General features: G+C 39.5%; 13 protein-coding genes. 5 read left to right on the top strand and 8 right to left on the bottom strand.

Features of this window, described 5'->3' with window-relative positions; translation table 11 throughout:
- Positions 1 to 244: 244 nt before the first annotated feature.
- From ihfB to seqA, 7 genes are all read right to left on the bottom strand, one after another.
- Positions 245 to 532 carry an integration host factor subunit beta gene (gene ihfB, locus ACHB7C_RS10075; RefSeq protein WP_042846474.1) on the bottom strand — a complete coding sequence of 96 codons (288 nt, stop codon included), beginning with the start codon at positions 530 to 532 and terminating at the stop codon, positions 245 to 247.
- Between the two features lie 56 nt (positions 533 to 588).
- Complete coding sequence (gene rpsA, locus ACHB7C_RS10070; protein WP_004909559.1) at positions 589 to 2,262, bottom strand: 30S ribosomal protein S1; 1,674 nt, start codon at positions 2,260 to 2,262, stop codon at positions 589 to 591.
- Positions 2,263 to 2,436: 174 nt separating this feature from the next.
- Positions 2,437 to 3,120 carry a (d)CMP kinase gene (cmk, locus tag ACHB7C_RS10065; protein ID WP_042846475.1) on the bottom strand — a complete coding sequence of 228 codons (684 nt, stop codon included), beginning with the start codon at positions 3,118 to 3,120 and terminating at the stop codon, positions 2,437 to 2,439.
- Between the two features lie 185 nt (positions 3,121 to 3,305).
- Entirely contained in the window at positions 3,306 to 4,580 is a 1,275-nt protein-coding gene (gene aroA, locus ACHB7C_RS10060) for a 3-phosphoshikimate 1-carboxyvinyltransferase (RefSeq protein WP_042846477.1), read from the bottom strand.
- A gap of 202 nt (positions 4,581 to 4,782) precedes the next feature.
- Positions 4,783 to 5,871, bottom strand: a complete 1,089-nt coding sequence (serC, locus tag ACHB7C_RS10055) for a 3-phosphoserine/phosphohydroxythreonine transaminase (protein ID WP_042846478.1) — start codon at positions 5,869 to 5,871, stop codon at positions 4,783 to 4,785.
- A gap of 290 nt (positions 5,872 to 6,161) precedes the next feature.
- A complete protein-coding gene (pgm, locus tag ACHB7C_RS10050) occupies positions 6,162 to 7,796 on the bottom strand; it encodes a phosphoglucomutase (alpha-D-glucose-1,6-bisphosphate-dependent) (RefSeq protein ID WP_129466722.1) in 1,635 nt (544 codons plus the stop codon).
- A 55-nt stretch (positions 7,797 to 7,851) separates the two neighbouring features.
- Positions 7,852 to 8,397, bottom strand: a complete 546-nt coding sequence (gene seqA / locus ACHB7C_RS10045; RefSeq protein WP_042846480.1) for a replication initiation negative regulator SeqA — start codon at positions 8,395 to 8,397, stop codon at positions 7,852 to 7,854.
- Between the two features lie 326 nt (positions 8,398 to 8,723).
- On the opposite strand from seqA, the gene ybfF reads away from it, so the two are divergent.
- From ybfF to ACHB7C_RS10020, 5 genes are all read left to right on the top strand, one after another.
- On the top strand, positions 8,724 to 9,500 hold the full coding sequence (gene ybfF, locus ACHB7C_RS10040; protein WP_042846481.1) for an esterase: 777 nt from the start codon (positions 8,724 to 8,726) through the stop codon (positions 9,498 to 9,500).
- A gap of 243 nt (positions 9,501 to 9,743) precedes the next feature.
- Positions 9,744 to 11,849, top strand: a complete 2,106-nt coding sequence (locus tag ACHB7C_RS10035; RefSeq protein WP_131681061.1) for a peptidase domain-containing ABC transporter — start codon at positions 9,744 to 9,746, stop codon at positions 11,847 to 11,849.
- On the top strand, positions 11,846 to 13,174 hold the full coding sequence (locus ACHB7C_RS10030) for an HlyD family type I secretion periplasmic adaptor subunit (protein WP_048606591.1): 1,329 nt from the start codon (positions 11,846 to 11,848) through the stop codon (positions 13,172 to 13,174). Before ACHB7C_RS10035 ends, ACHB7C_RS10030 begins: the two co-directional genes overlap by 4 nt.
- 3 nt (positions 13,175 to 13,177) lie before the next feature.
- Entirely contained in the window at positions 13,178 to 15,109 is a 1,932-nt protein-coding gene (locus tag ACHB7C_RS10025) for a type I secretion system permease/ATPase (protein ID WP_369099267.1), read from the top strand.
- 163 nt (positions 15,110 to 15,272) lie between these two features.
- A complete protein-coding gene (locus ACHB7C_RS10020) occupies positions 15,273 to 15,500 on the top strand; it encodes a DNA polymerase III subunit theta (RefSeq protein WP_395347226.1) in 228 nt (75 codons plus the stop codon).
- On the opposite strand, the gene ACHB7C_RS10015 is transcribed toward ACHB7C_RS10020, so the two are convergent.
- Positions 15,497 to 17,371, bottom strand: coding sequence for a hypothetical protein (locus ACHB7C_RS10015; protein ID WP_395347202.1), 1,875 nt, complete (start codon positions 17,369 to 17,371; stop codon positions 15,497 to 15,499). The two genes, ACHB7C_RS10020 and ACHB7C_RS10015, sit on opposite strands and share 4 nt — an antisense overlap.
- Between the last annotated feature and the right edge of the window lie 6 nt (positions 17,372 to 17,377).

Here is a 17,377-nt window from a genome sequence, read left to right as displayed (position 1 = left end):
AAAAAATGGAGTATGCCAATTCAAAACTGGAAACAGGCGATGAGTCGTTTTATTATTGAGTTTGGTGACCGCCTAGACGGTCACATTTAATGAAAGGCAAATACACAGAATTATTTACAGGGTCTAGGTGTTAGGTGTTAGGTGTTAGGTGTTAGGTGTTGGGTGTTGGCCAGATTATAAAAAACAGCGCTATACAATAATATGCAAGCGCTGTTTTGATGTAATAATTAAGATTTATAGCCCTTTATTGGCCATAAATATTTACACGATCACGTAATTCTTTACCTGGTTTAAAATGAGGAACATATTTACCTTCTAGCTCCACTTTATCACCAGTTTTTGGGTTACGGCCAACGCGTGGTGCACGGTAGTGAAGAGAAAAACTGCCGAAACCACGAACCTCAATACGCTCACCACCGGCTAACGTATCAGCCATATGCTCAAGAATTTCCTTTACAGCTTCCTCAACGGTTTTTGCTGAAAGATGAGACTGCTGGCTAGCCAGTCTTTCAATTAATTCAGACTTGGTCATAGTACCTCCCTAAACTACCGTTACAAAGGGGCAATTCTATTACTGCCCCCACTTAATTATTCGCCTTTAGCTGCTTTGAAAGCTTCAGCCATTGCATTGTTGCCGAATGCAGTATCTTCTTGTTTGTTCACAGCTGCGACAGCGTCTTTCTCATCCGCTTCATCTTTAGCACGAACAGACAGGTTGATTACACGGTTTTTACGATCAACACCAGTGTATTTAGCTTCAACATCATCACCAACGTTCAGAACCAGAGTTGCATCTTCAACACGGTCACGTGAAGCTTCTGAAGCACGCAGGTAACCTTCAACGCCCAGAGTCAGCTCAACTGTTGCACCTTTAGCGTCAACTGCGATTACTTTACCAGTAACGATAGCGCCTTTCTTAGTAGCTGCTAAGTAGTTATTGAATGGATCTTCAGCTAACTGTTTAACACCTAAAGAGATACGCTCACGCTCTGCGTCAACTTGCAGAACAACAGCTGCGATTTCATCGCCTTTTTTGTATTCACGAACTGCTTCTTCGCCTGCAACGTTCCAGGAGATGTCAGATAAGTGAACCAGGCCATCGATGCCGCCGTCCAGACCGATGAAGATACCGAAGTCAGTGATAGACTTGATTTTACCTTCAACGCGGTCGCCTTTGTTGTGAGTTTCTGCAAATTGCTGCCATGGGTTAGATTTGCATTGTTTTAGGCCTAAAGAGATACGACGACGTTCTTCATCGATATCCAGAACCATAACTTCAACAACATCACCAACGTTAACAACTTTAGATGGGTGGATGTTTTTGTTAGTCCAATCCATTTCTGAAACGTGAACCAGACCTTCAACGCCTTCTTCGATTTCTACGAAGCAACCATAGTCAGTCAGGTTAGTAACGCGACCAGTCAGCTTAGTGCCTTCTGGGTAACGTTTAGCGATTGCGACCCAAGGATCTTCGCCCAGTTGTTTCAGACCCAGAGAAACACGAGTGCGCTCACGGTCGAATTTCAGAACTTTAACATTGATTTCATCACCAACGTTGACGATTTCGCTTGGGTGTTTAACACGTTTCCAAGCCATGTCAGTGATGTGCAGCAAGCCGTCAACACCGCCAAGATCAACGAATGCACCGTAGTCAGTAAGGTTCTTAACGATACCTTTAACTTCCATGCCTTCCTGCAGGTTTTCCAGCAGTTGATCGCGCTCAGCGCTGCTTTCAGATTCAATTACAGCACGACGAGAAACAACAACGTTGTTGCGTTTCTGATCCAGCTTGATTACTTTGAACTCAAGCTCTTTGCCTTCCAAGTGAGTAGTATCACGAACTGGGCGTACATCTACCAGTGAACCTGGTAAGAACGCACGGATGCCGTTAAGTTCAACAGTGAAACCGCCTTTAACTTTACCGTTGATAACACCAGTTACAGTTTCAGCTTCTTCGTAAGCTTTTTCCAGCATCAGCCATGCTTCATGACGTTTAGCTTTCTCACGAGACAGGATAGTTTCACCGAAACCATCTTCTACTGCATCCAGAGCTACATCGATTTCGTCGCCAACTTGGATTTCTAGCTCACCCTGAGCATTTTTGAACTGTTCTACTGGGATAGCAGATTCTGATTTAAGACCTGCGTCTACCAGTACTACGTCTTTATCGATGGCAACAACAGTACCACGAACGATAGAACCAGGACGAGTTTCAATATTCTGCAGGGATTCTTCAAAGAGTTGAGCAAAAGATTCAGTCATATTAATGATCTTCAAGAGTTTTTAATTAACGTCCACTTAGCTTCCCGCCAAATGGGGTTGTTTCACATACCCCACAACATTCCATGTCGCAAGGTTGATGCTATGCTAATAAAATAATCAACATAGCGGTAAGTGCGTATATTATCTAATTATAAGCTAAAATAAAGCCTATTATCACGATAATTGTAGAATTTTTTTTGCATAGGTGCGTGCTTTTTCAATAACTTCCTCAATTGACATACTTGTGGAATCCAGCACTAATGCATCTTTCGCAGCAATAAGGGGCGCAACTGAGCGATTGCGATCACGGTAATCGCGCTCTTCAATTTCGCTTAAAAGACGTTCAAAATTAACATCAAAGCCTTTCTCTTGCAACTGCTTCATGCGACGATGCGCTCTTTCTTGCGCAGAAGCATCAAGGAAAATTTTCACTGGGGCATCAGGGAATACAACAGTTCCCATATCTCGACCATCGGCAATTAACCCAGGGAATGTTCTAAATGCACGCTGGCGTCGTAATAGAGCTTCACGAACACGGGGAAAAGTTGCTGTTTGCGAAGCCGTATTTCCAACGGTTTCTGTTCTAATCTGATTTGAGACATCCTCACCTTCAAGGATCACTTTTAAGATATTCCCTTCAGGAACAAAGCGTACATCTAAATTAGCCGCTAAAGGAACTAGCCCATCCTCAGATTGAATATCAACATGATGATGTAATGCAGCTAACGCGAGTACACGATAAATTGCACCGGAGTCTAGAAGTTGCCATCCAAATTCATTTGCTAATGCTTGGCAAAGTGTACCTTTGCCTGCTCCGCTAGGTCCATCAACGGTGATTACAGGGGCTATCGCCACCATAAAAAGTCTCCTTTTCTGCACATAGCATCCGCTACCTGCAATTAAAATCAGTAGAGGTATTATACCAATTCATCAACTTTGTGAAATAAGCAGGTTCTGATGATTGTCAGGAAATAAGAGAATATTGATTAAATTAAGTTATTGTTGGGCTGTTACTGAACAAACATATCAGCCCAACAAAAGTATTAACTTAGGCGAGCAAGCTGCTCGAAGTAATCTGGAAACGTTTTGGCAGTGCAACCTGGGTCTAAAATAGTGACAGGGGTATCTGATAACGCCACTAATGAAAAACACATAGCAATACGATGGTCATTGTAAGTTTCAATTTCTGCGTGTTGTAATTTTTTGGGTGGAACAACACGGATATAATCATGCCCCTCTTCTACTTCAGCGCCAACTTTTCGTAGCTCAGTGGCCATCGCGTATAACCTGTCAGTTTCTTTTACACGCCAATTATAAATATTACGAATAACTGTTTCGCCTTCAGCGAATAACGCGACAGTCCCTATTGTCATTGCTGCATCAGGGATTTCATTCATATCCATGTCAATACCGCTCAAAGTACCACGTTGACACTCAACGTAGTCATCACCCCAGCGAATCGTCGCGCCCATTTTCTCCAACACGTTGGCAAACTTAGTATCACCTTGCAAACTATTACGGCCAATACCAGTGACACGTACAATACCACCTTTAATAGCAGCAGCGGCTAAAAAGTAAGAAGCCGAAGAAGCGTCACCTTCCACTAAATATTCACCAGGTGATTGATATTGTTGCTGGCCTTTAATTACAAATTGTTGATATTGATGATTTTCAACAATAACACCAAAAGTTTTCATTAATGCTAGCGTTATATCAATATAAGGTTTAGAGACTAACTCACCAATAATGGTAATAGTCGTATCTTGCTCTGCACGAGGAGCCGCCATTAATAATGCCGTTAAAAATTGGCTAGAAACCGAACCATCGACTGAAATTTTGCCACCGACAAAACCGCCTTTTAAACGAATCGGCGGATAATTTTCTTGTTCTAAATAATCAATAACTGCCCCGCCTTCCCTCAAAGCATCCACTAAGTGCCCAATGGGGCGCTCTTTCATACGGGGTTCTCCGGTCAGAATAATATTATTGTGGCTCAATGATAATGCCGCTGCCAGCGGGCGCATTGCTGTCCCTGCATTACCTAAAAATATTTCTAGTTCATCCGAATGGGATAAGTTACCGCCTAGACCTTCCACGCAACACCGTGTTTTATCATCCGATAATTGGTAACTAACCCCTAATTGGCTTAATGCATTCAGCATATGGCGAATATCATCACTGTCTAATAAATTAGTCAGTACGGTCGTCCCTTTAGCCATCGCAGCAAGTAACAGTGCACGGTTTGAGACACTTTTAGACCCTGGCAAATTAATTGTGCCATTAATTGAAGAAATTGGTTGTAATGTCAGGGATTGCATAAAAGGTGTTTTCTCCAGTGAAATTGCAAGTAAAATCAACCGAGCCCTATTTTCTTTTTAGTTAGCTACAAGAGGGCTCGATTATTAGCTGAACATCCTATCAGCCAGTTTATACTCGTCATTTTTCAGGTTGCATGCGTGTTGGCTATTTTCGTTTATCACCGACATGCAACCCAAATTATGTAGAGCTTAATAAAGAGTGTTATGCGTTATGGCGTTCAAAATCTGCCATAAAATCAACCAAAGCCTGTACACCAGCTAATGGCATAGCATTATAAATGGAGGCTCGCATTCCGCCTGCCACTTTATGACCTTTCAGTGAAAGCAGGCCTTGTTCTTTCGCTTCTTCGATAAATTTGGCATCCAATGCAGGGTTTTGCATTTGGAATGGCACATTCATCCAAGAGCGGTTTTCTACTGCCACACGGTTTATATAAAACTGGCTATCATCAATAGCATTGTAGAGTAATTGTGATTTTTCATAATTACGCTTCGCCATTTCTTGTAAGCCACCTTGTTCTTTCAACCACTTAAAGACCATACCTGATAGGTACCATGCAAATGTTGGCGGTGTATTGAACATGGAATCATGTTTTGCTAGTAATGTATAATCAAATACTGATGGCGTCTGTGGAGAGGCTTTGCCCAGTAGGTCTTCACGAATAATGACAATTGTTAACCCAGCAGGCCCGATATTTTTTTGTGCACCCGCATAGATTATGCCAAAACGGCTGACATCAATCGGTTTTGATAAAATAGAAGATGAGTAATCAGCAACAATAATTTTGTCTTTCGGGAAATCAGGTTCTTCGTGGAGGGCTAAACCGCCAATCGTTTCATTAGGGCAATAATGGACATAAGCAGCATCGTCACTTAAAGGCCATTCACTCATTGGTTTTAGGCTCACAACGCCATCTTTTTCTTCAGCAATCTGAATGACGTTAGGTTTGCAGTATTTCGCTGCTTCTTTCGCAGCAGATTCTGACCAATAACCACTGACAATGTAATCAGCCGTCGTTTTGCCACCTAATAAGTTCATCGGGATAGTAGCAAAGTGGGCACGGGCACCGCCATGACAAAATAGAATTTTATAATTACTTGGCACATTTAATAAATCACGTAAATTTTGCTCAGCTTCTTTTGCAACTTCAACAAATTCTTTTCCGCGATGACTCACTTCCATCACTGAAACACCTAGACCTTGCCAATTACAAAATTCTTGTTCAGCACGACGCATGACTTCGACAGGCAGCATCGCTGGACCTGCACTGAAATTATAAACCTGACTCATTGACCTCACCCTATCTTCAATAATTATGATTAATAAAACTCACTCAGATGCTTCAAGTTGTACCACTCCACGCCTTTAGCTGCAACGCTTATTGTGAATTGATAGTAAAAAGTAATAGGGGAATTTTGGGTAAAATAAACAAAAGAATTTTGTTAATCTCGTCACATTATCGACAACCATAATTTTATGAAGAGATTAACAATAAATAAGGAATAATATCCCGAATCATCTTGTCGATTTTGTCTTCGGGATATTTATTGAAATGAATTTTTTATTTATAAAAAGCGGAATTAACTAATTACTTTACTAACGATCTCGATAGCTTCTTTTTCAATAAGGCGTAGATGTTCTTCGCCACGGAAACTTTCACAATAAATTTTGTATGCTTCTTCTGTCCCTGATGGCCTTGCTGCAAACCAACCGTAATCGGTCATAATTTTTAAGCCACCTATCGAGGCGCCATTACCAGGTGCTGCGGTTAAGCGCTGTGTAATTTTATCACCCGCTAGCGTATCTGCGGCTACCATTTCTGGAGATAATTTACTTAACTTAGCTTTTTCTTCGTGAGTCGCTTTCGCTTGGATACGGTTGTAAATCGGTGCACCAAATTTTTTCGCGAGGTTATTATAGCGTTGCTGAGGGTTTTCACCGGTAACTGCTGTAATTTCTGCGGCTAATAAACAAAGAATGATACCATCTTTATCCGTTGACCAAGGTGTACCATCAAATTTCAGGAATGATGCCCCTGCACTTTCTTCCCCACCAAAACCGAGTTGACCACTAAATAAACCATCAACAAACCATTTAAAACCAACCGGTACTTCTACCAATTCACGACCAATATCACTGACAACTCGGTCAATCATCGCACTAGAAACCAGCGTTTTACCAACAGCAACATCTTTCCCCCACAGAGGCCGATGCTGGAATAAATAGTCAATCGCAACAGCAAGGTAGTGATTTGGGTTCATTAACCCATCAGGGGTGACAATACCATGGCGGTCGTAATCAGGATCATTTGCAAACGCCAAATCAAACCGTTTTTTCATCCCTAATAACCCTGCCATAGCCCAACTTGATGAGCAATCCATACGGATAACACCATCATGGTCAAGTGGCATAAAACGGAAAGTTTGGTCTAGTTGATCATTTACGATTTCAATATTTAATTGATAATGCTCAGCAATTTTTTTCCAATATTCGATACCTGAGCCACCTAGTGGGTCAACACCGATTTTTAGCCCTGATTTGGCGATGGCCTCCATATCAACAACTTCGCCCAGTGCTAATACGTATGGCATAATTAAATCTTGCTGAATAACATATTCACTTGCGATCGCAGCATCAAAACTTAGGCGCTTAACCCCCTCGAGGTTATTTACCAGTATTTGATTAGCATTTTTCTCAATAACCGAAGTTAAATCTGTATCCGCAGGCCCGCCATTTGCTGGATTATATTTAATACCACCATCTTCAGGTGGATTATGGGAAGGCGTGATCACAATGCCATCAGCAATATTTTGGTGTGACTGGTTGTAACTTAAGATTGCATGGGAGATGGCTGGAGTTGGTGTGAAACCATTGTTCTCCTGAACAATTACATGAACTTGATTGGCTACTAGCACCTCAACCACAGTAATAAATGCCGCTTCAGATAAAGCATGTGTATCTTTACCCACAAAGCAAGGGCCTGTTACCCCTTGTGTTTTGCGCAAATCAGCAATAGCTTGTGCAATTGCCAATATGTGATTTTCATTAAAATTTTTACGTAATGAGCTACCACGATGCCCAGACGTACCAAATTTAACCGCCTGAGAAGCGTCCCCTGCTTGCGGCTGCTGAGTATAATATTGAGCGGTTAATTGAGCGACATTGATCAAGTCACTTTGAAACGGAAGCTGCCCTGCACGTTCATGTATTGTCACTGGTTTTCTCCCAAAGCACTGATGCTTTGCTTTTCACATCAGTGATATTTCAGTTTTAAATGGTATTACTCACTTTTTCAATCACATTCGCAGGGAACTGCATTTCCTGCATGATGGCATCAACCATACTACGTTTGCGATTAGTATTTGTGTTCGTGATCACCCAATAAGGGGTCCCCGGAATATGACGAGGCTTAGACTGTTTACCCGCAGCAAGCAACGTTTGCTCATCGCCGGCAAAATAAATACGAGTTCGACCATGCATTAATTCTGTAGCGCTCGCAAAGCGCTTAGCATCTAAACTGTATAATGTGGACAGAATTAACATAAACCGGTCAATTGCTTTGCTTTTTTCTGCATAAGCATCGGATAACAATAATTCCCTAACAACCCTAACTGGGTTTTGTGCAACAGCAGGTGTACTCATCGCCAGTTCAGTTTTAGTTACTGGTTGTGCCTGACCGACTTCTTTTACTTGTACTGGCTGCCCGGACTTGAAATTTAACATACGGCGCAAGATATCCGATGCACTTTCACCGATATGCTGTGTATGGCTCGCAATATAGCGGTAAAGCTCTTCATCAACTTCTATCGTTTTCATTTTTTCCCAGTACTTTATTTTAACTAAAATTTGCGGTGTGATTATAAGACAGATTTAAAAAAAACAAAACAATTAAAATTTCAATAACTTAAAGTAAACACTCCTTTAAGTTTAAAGATAATTCAGTATGTTATCATACCATTACTTTACTCATTTCATCACAGTGACCAAGTTCAATTTTCTTAAATTCTTTGCATAAAAGCATTCTATTAACCCAATTATTGAATTGTTCACCCTCCGAAGAAGATTATTTGACTATTTGGATTTTATCCCTAGCCATGCCATGATAAAGCTACTTGTATCACTGATAAATTGATAAAACAAATATGACTGTGTTACTCAACCATACTATTCATAAACCTGAAAATCCAATCTCTAATAACCCTGTTGTATTAATTCATGGGCTATTCGGTGACCTGCATAACTTAGGCGTGTTAGGCCGTGATTTACAACAATATTTTGATACTATTCAAATTGATGTTCGCAATCATGGTGATTCATTTCGTGACGACCAGATGAGTTATCAACAAATGGCGCAAGATGTGATTAACCTTATAAAGTCATTAGGTTATAAAAATGCCATTTTAATTGGTCACTCCATGGGGGGGAAAATAGCAATGGCAGCAACGGCTTTAGCCCCTGATTTTATCACTCAGGTAGTTGCTATTGATATCGCCCCTGTCGCTTATCAAGTTCGCCGCCATGATAAAATCTTTGCAGCTCTGGATGCAGTTACTGCGGAGCAAGCTAAAACTCGTCAAGAAGCGACAACCATTATGCGTCACCATATCAATGAAGATGGCGTTATCCAATTTCTCCTAAAATCTTTTAAGCAAGGTGAATGGAAGTTCAATTTGCCCGCACTAAAAACGAATTATGAGAAAATTATTGGTTGGGAAACCGTCCCTGCATGGAATAAGCCTGTATTATTAATTCCTGGAGGAAATTCACCTTATGTACAAGCCGAATATTCCGATGAAATCGCTCAACAATTTCCTAAGGCCAAAGCTTGGGTTGTTGCGGATACTGGTCATTGGGTACATGCCGAAAAACCGGATCATGTGTTAAGAGCAATCCACCGTTTTTTGGCTATTCCAAAATAATAAATCATCATGAACGAGATATTGAAGATGAACTTTCATTCTCAATATCTCTAATAAGGTTTATTTTTTAATTATTTTTTTTCAAACTAAACAATAAGACTAACTTCAATACACAGATAATTGTAATCACTGTATTATCCAAATTTAAAAGCCCCTTCTTCATCGCCAATGTTAAATTGATTTTTTCAATATGCATTTATGTTTATGCATATAATAAAACCAAGGGAATGATTAATACAAAAAATGGAAACCGCCAAATCACAATCAACATTATATTTTATTAGTGTTATCGCCAAGTTGTCAGGGCAAATAAACCCTAAAGAACTTGAGGAAACGCTAAAGCAGTCTATTAATTATAATGAAAAACTCAAAATCATTAAAAAAAAGTATCATATTAACTGCAAGAATAAGCATCAAAAAAATAAAGATATCGCCAAAATAGTCTGTCCGGCTATTTTATATAACACTCAGGGTGAGGCCTTCTTATTAGCTAATCGCAATCAAGAACAAGTCTTAGTACAACAAATGGGTAACCTCCCCCCTGAGATTTGGAGCATTGAAGAGCTACAACAACGATGGAATGGTGATTGGTTGCATGTAAACCTGAAGCAAGGGCAATTTGATATATCTTGGTTTCAAGCAGAGTTTATGAAATATAAATCTATTATTTTATGGGTTTTGTTTTTTTCATTTATCTTACAAATATTAGCTTTGGTTTCTCCTATTGTTATGCAAGTTATTATGGATAAAGTATTAATTCATAATAGTTTAGTGACATTAGATGTGCTAATTTTCGGTTTAATTGTTGCTGCATTTATTGAAGTTATACTAAAAGGGTTACGTGAATACGTTTATCATCATACGGTTAATCGAATAGACATGACATTGGGTTTAAAATTAGTTAATCATTTACTACGGTTACCTATTCCCTTTTTCAAAAACCGTCAAATAGGTGCAATTGTTACCCGTGTAAAAGAATTAGAAACTATTCGCGAATTTTTAACGAGCAGCTTCTTTACATTATGTGTTGATGTATTATTTTTATTTGTATTTATTTTCGTGATGAATTTAATATCAACCACTCTAACATTAATCTTTCTATGCTCTATTCCTTTTTACCTTTTATTAGCTTGGTGGTTAACACCTAAAATTGAAGCCGCCGCTCAACAGCAATTTACTAACATCGCAATTAATACCTCTTTTCTTACCGAAAGCATCAATGGTATTGAAACAGCCAAAAGCTTATCGGTAGAACCTAATTTTACTCGCCGATGGGATGGTCAAACATCCGATATGAGCCATACTAATTTTGTATCAGGGCAAATAAGCTCACGCTCTGAACACTTAGTCATGGCTATTGAAAAAATCACCAGTGCTATCGTTTTATGGGTTGGGGCATCTGAGGTATTAGCTTTACAAATGACTATTGGCCAATTTATCGCGTTTCATATGATGGTCAGCCATGCCAATCAACCTTTAGTCAAACTCGTAAAATTATGGGGGGACTATATTCGTACAGGTGTTGCTATTGAAAAGCTATCGCAAATTATTAATCTCCCCGTTGAACAATCCAGGCAAGAAAACAAGCAGTCAATTCAAGGGAATCTATTTATAAAAGATGTCTCATTCCGCTATCAACCCAATATGCCTTATATCCTTAAAAACTTTAACTTAAATATTAAAGCAGGGGAAACCATTGGCGTTGTCGGTACTTCAGGCTCAGGGAAAAGTACTCTAGCTCGGTTACTGTTACGGCTTTATACCCCTGAAAGCGGCGCCATTTATGTTGATAACATGCCTTTGTCGGCAATTAATCTACATTCACTAAGGCAACAAATAGGTATTGTATTACAAGAAAACTTTTTATTTAGCCAATCTGTTTTTCACAATATTGCCCAAACAGCCCCCAATGCTTCGATGGATGACGTCGTTCATGCAGCGAAGATGGCCGGTGCTCATGACTTTATTTTAAAATTACCTATGGGATATGACACCGTACTGGCTGAAGGGGGGACGTCTCTTTCCGGCGGTCAACGACAGCGTATTGCCATTGCACGTACCTTACTTGCTAACCCTAAAGTCATTATTTTTGATGAAGCCACCAGCGCTTTAGATGATGAATCCCAAGCTGTTATTCAAGAGAACATGCATGTTATTGCAAAAGGAAGGACAGTTATTACCATCGCCCATCGCTTATCAACCATTCGCCACCATCAGCGAATTATTGTCATGCAACGTGGAGAAATTATAGAACAAGGCAGCCACCAGCAGCTTATTGAACAAGGTAATTTCTATAAACATTTATGGACCCTGCAACAATCCTTAAAACCGGACATGGACGTAAAATGAAACATCGATTAAAACAAAACCGCTATAACAGTTTTTTGCCTTCCCATTTGGCAATTTTAAAAACCCCCCCTTCCTATTTGGCCTTGTGGGTGGCAATATCAATTAGTTTTGGTATTTTCATTGCCGTTGCTTGGTCATTTTTTGGTAAACTAGATATTCAGGCAACTACCCAAGGTAAATTGATTGTTTCTGGGCGTACACAATTAATTCAAGCGTTTGAATTAAGTCGCTTAGAACACATTCATGTGGCAGATGGGCAAACCGTCAAACAAGGTGATCCATTACTTACGGTTAATGTGCTAGGCGTCGACCAAGATATTCTTAGCTTAAATTATCAACATAATTTCCAAATTGCCGAAACTCTCATTCATCAAGCCCTGTTATTGCAACAACCGATTGATCAATTACCTCAATTTCATCAATTAACTGAAGCTGAGCAAAAAAGTGCCCTCTCTAGTTACCAAACTCAACAAATAGAGTTTGACTCTCTCATTAATGAAATTAGTAATGAAATTCAATTAAATATTGTCAATCAGCAAGCTAGGAAAAATGAGTTAAACACGATTAACGCGCTAATCAATAATATAAAGCAACGACTTGATGCTCATCATTCATTAACGCAGAAACAGTTAATCAGCCAGAAAGAATTTTTAGAACAAGAACGAGAGCTACTTATCGCTAAAAAAGAGAAAGTTACCAAGCTCTCTGAATTATCCATTCTTGTCAGTCAGCACCATGCCTTAACTGAAAAACAAAGTAGGATAAAGGCACAGAAAAACCAAGAATGGGATGAAAAATATAAGCAAGCGGCTTTTAAACAAGCCTCCTTAGAACAAGAACTATTAAAAAATCATGAAAGAAATCAATTAGAAATCATCCGAGCTCCTGTTGATGGTACTGTTCAACAATTAGCCACTCATACTTTAGGGGGAGTACTACAACCCGCTCAGCAATTAATGGTTATAGTGCCTAATAACCATGTTCAATTAGCTGAAATTAAAATTTTAAATAAAGATATTGGCTTCATTCATGAAGGTTTAAAAGCCGAAGTCAAAGTCGATGCCTTTCCTTACACCCGTTATGGCACCATTGACGGTGAGGTTCTCTCTATTTCACGGGATAGCACGCAAGATGAAAACCTTGGCTTAGTGTTCTTAGGTCAAATAGGCCTTAATAAAAAACAACTGTTAGTTGATGGTGAACAGATTGAGCTCACTCCTGGGTTATCTATCGTGGCCGAAATAAAAACCGATAAGCGCCGAATTATTGATTACCTACTTAGCCCTATCAATGAATATACCTCGAATGCAATGAGAGAAAAATAATCGATGGAACAGATAAACAACCATGGCTTGGATGCCTTAGTTTGGGTGGCTAATTATTACCAAAAGAATGTTTCGACAGACCAACTCAGGCATTCAATTGGTATGCAAACTCTTTCGCCTACAGAGTGGGAGATCAGAGAATGTGCCAATACACTAGGCTACGAAACAGAACTCATTGCTATACCATATACACAGTTAGCAACCATCCCCCTTCCCGCGTTAATCTATACGCAAGGGTCATGGCAAATCTTGCAACAAGAAAAAGACCTCGTACTCATCAACCCTGTAAACAACGAAATCAAGTTAATTCAGGCTGATGATTTTAATAATGAAGCTGAAATCGATATTTTATTGCTTAAAGAGCAACAAGAGCCAGAGCAAAAAAGAGCTTTTGGGTTTAGCTGGTTTGTTCCTTCTATTTTGCGTCAACATGTTAAATTACGAAATATCTTTATTCTATCAGCCATTATTCAGCTTTTCGCCTTAGTTAGCCCTCTACTATTTCAAAACCTTGTAGACAAAGTTTTAGTGGGGCGAAGTTTATCCAACTTACATGTTATTGCATTGGCAATCTTCGCTATTGCCGTTGCTGAGCCAATATACGGTTTTATTCGCAATAAAATTTTTAGTCATACCAGTAGCCAAATCAGCGCCGAATTATCAGGGAAAATCTATCGGCATTTAATGGCGCTCCCCTTAAATTATTTCAAATTAAGGCCAACAGGGAAAATCATCGCAAGGATACGTGAGCTAGCGCATATACGGCAATTTCTGACTGGCTCAACTTTGATGCTATTTATTGACTTCATTTTTGTGATCCTCTTTATTGCGGTTCTATTTTCCTATAGCAGCCTAATGTCATGGATTTTACTCGGTTCGATGGGGGTTTTCTTCATTTTATGGATGATACTTGGGCCAATTATTCGTCAGCAAACTGAAAAGTCTTATCAAGCAGATGAAAATGGGCTCACGTTTCTTACCGAAACCATTACAGGAATTGAAACGGTAAAAACTACAGCAACTGAAAAATATTTTAATCAACGATGGAAAAAAATATTCAGTAAACAACTGAGACAAAGCTTTAAAGTCTCAATGCGCAGTGAAGTAGCCTCTCAGTTAATGACATTAGTGAGTAAAATTACAACTGCAATTATCTTGTGGGTTGGGGTCAAAGAAGTTTTAAACGGTGGAATATCGCCTGGGGAACTCGTCGCCTTTAATATGCTAAGTGCCCATGTTACTCAGCCCGTGCTAAGGTTTGCACAAGTTTGGCAAGATTTTCAACACACTATAATTTCACTTCGCCGTGTTGGGGATATACTCGATAAACCAGTTGAAAATGAACGCAAAGGCATTGCGAGCACTGCCAGCATTCAAGGGAAAATTGAGTTTCAAAATATTCGTTTTCGTTATCAACCTGATATGCCAGAGGTTCTCAATAACCTGTCGCTATCCGTTAAAGCAGGGGAATTTATTGGGATAACAGGCCCTTCCGGGTCAGGGAAAAGTACTCTGACAAAATTATTGCAGCGTCTTTATGTACCACAACATGGTCAAGTTATTGTCGATGGCATGGATTTAGCTGTAGCAGATACGGTTTCATTACGCCGCCGTATGAGTGTTGTTCTGCAAGAAAGTATGCTATTCGTCGGCTCTATTGCAGATAATATTCGCTTAAGTGCCCCGCAAGCTTCGGATGAAAAAGTTATTCATGCTGCAAAATTAGCAGGCGCTTATGATTTCATAATGGAGCTACCTGACACGTTTAATTCCCCCTTATCAGAAAAAGGCCTTAACCTATCAGGTGGGCAACGTCAAAGAATAGCTCTGGCACGTGCTTTACTAACAGAACCAGATATTTTGATATTAGATGAAGCAACTTCGGCATTGGATTACGAGTCACAGGATGTGCAAATATTGATTAACGATTTTTAGCTAACAAAGCCGCACTACAAGCCAGCCAGCATTTTTGCGATTTGCTTATTTTTGCCTATTTTTATCTATTCCTCTCATTTTTGTGTCACAATTTCGGCACAGCTCGTCACAGTCATTTTCCCTTCATGCTATACTCCCCTCACTCAATTCCCAACAGAAAACAATCATGCACAATCTCGCAGAACTACCAAAAGAAGATAAAGACAAAGTTAATGTCGATTTATCCGCTTCAGGTGTCGCATATAAAGAAAGACTCGGCAAGCCAGTTATCGATGTTGAAGTCGAGCGACAACAGCCCGAACACTTGCGCGAGTATTTTCGTGAGCGTTTAGTTTATTACAGAGAATTGAGTAAGCGATTTCCGCAGGGGTATGAATATAATCAAGATTAAAAGTAGTATCTCATTTGATGAATAGTGAACTTCTCCAAATTGATAACTTTATCAATAGCTGGGCCTGCATACATTTTTGTTGACGAGTCACCATATGGATTCACAAAAGTACGCTGTAGACCATTATTTTTAAGAGATGAACTCCACATTATCCCAGCTGTATAAAGCCCGTCAGCACCCTGCATTTCAAACTGATTTACTGGATATTTAATATCAACAACAGCGCCATCAACTAAACTATCTAACTTCACGAACTCGGGTACTTTAATTCTCCTAAAATATCCACTATTGACTGTAAACATCGGGCAATACGCTAAAGAGACTTCAAAGCCTTCTGTTGGCGCAAAGGACCCAGTAAACTCATGCGTACCATCTCCATTGAACTTATGCTCTGTGAAGCAATCTATTTTTTTTGTATCACTCCATTTTATTTGTGTTTCTTGAATAACGCGAAATGATTCGCATGAGAACATTTTCCCTGTAGTTAGCGATGCCTCTTTATTGTTGACAATAAACTTTTGTAATGATGGAGTCTCTCCACCATGGCTTTCACCTCCAAACAACCCAGAATCAAGCTCTTTAAACACATAGCACATTGCCCCTGTTTGGGTCGGTCTAACTAGATAGTTTTGATTGTATATAGCGAAATTTATTGTATCTATATCATCTGATATATCAGTGTCAAATATTGCATTTATTCCCGCTATATATGCCCACGCATTACCTGTTGTAGTAAATCTAACTTTAATATTTTCGCCAGGTCTTGGGTTTTTTATCTGATGAATGAACGTAGCTAAAACTGGTGAATCAGTTGTTGAGTCAATTGTTTCCGTTGATAAAACTTTATCCCCAATTCTAATCTCCGCTTTTATTGAACTATTTGTTGTTTTTGTTCCAGCTAGGAGTACATTGATATTGTTTAATCTTGTGTTCGTTTCAAATTCTATAAATAAAGAACCAGCGCCTCCACCTTGAACTTGATGAAATTTTACACTATTCTTATTGTTTCCATTAATGAACTGATTTGGTATCAGTGAGTAAGAATCTATCCAAGTTGAACTTTTATCTGATAATGCGCTCTTCATCGTGAGTAAATGAGGTGCTATGAATGATTGACCCAATCTCCAAACTGGACACCCGTTATCACCTAATCCTGAACCAGAATACCCTCCAGTAACAATACGCTCACGCAACCACCAACCTGATTTTGTTTTTCTATATGTATTTATTTGACCGTTGTTATTAGGGTCTGAATTGATAACTTCAACAGCTATCCTGCCATTTAAGAATGACTGCATAGACTTAGGGAACATGGAGTTTGCAGATAAAGCTATATGTTCATTAGTCTGTATTTTTTCTTTATACTCAGTTAAAACTTCCTGAAGATTTCCATCATGCGATCCTATAATTTCAGCACCTGAACTTGAGTCCAGCTCACCCCTTAAACTCGCATCACCAACACTCACCCAAGCGCCTTTACCGATACCGCCAGTTGATTGCGGAATTGAACCTGCTGGAACTTGTTTTGGTAAGTCACCGTCCCAACGGTAATATTCACCCGTGGTTTCATCACGAAGAATGTGATTACGTTGAGTTAATTCATTATTCGGTAAATCAGCACCCTGTTGAAAGCTGTCGATGGTAATATAGCCAGCCGCGACAATGGCGGTATTCATATCGACTTTGAATTTCTCGATTAACTCTTTGAATAACCACTCCATCCCTGCTGCTGTTAAATGGCAATTTCCAAAGCGGTCAATGTACTTTCGTTCTAGTGATGTAGCCCATATATCCAACAACCCTGAGTTAAAGAAAAGGTCTTTGATATCCGATGATGGAACTGGCTTTTGTGTTGGTTTAACTTCTCTCATGCTTAT

Source organism: Providencia sp. 2024EL-00732 (assembly GCF_044006275.1).
Taxonomy (GTDB): domain Bacteria; phylum Pseudomonadota; class Gammaproteobacteria; order Enterobacterales; family Enterobacteriaceae; genus Providencia; species Providencia huashanensis.
Note: the sequence above shows the minus strand (reverse complement) of the source record. Positions and strands in the feature narration are given on the sequence as shown.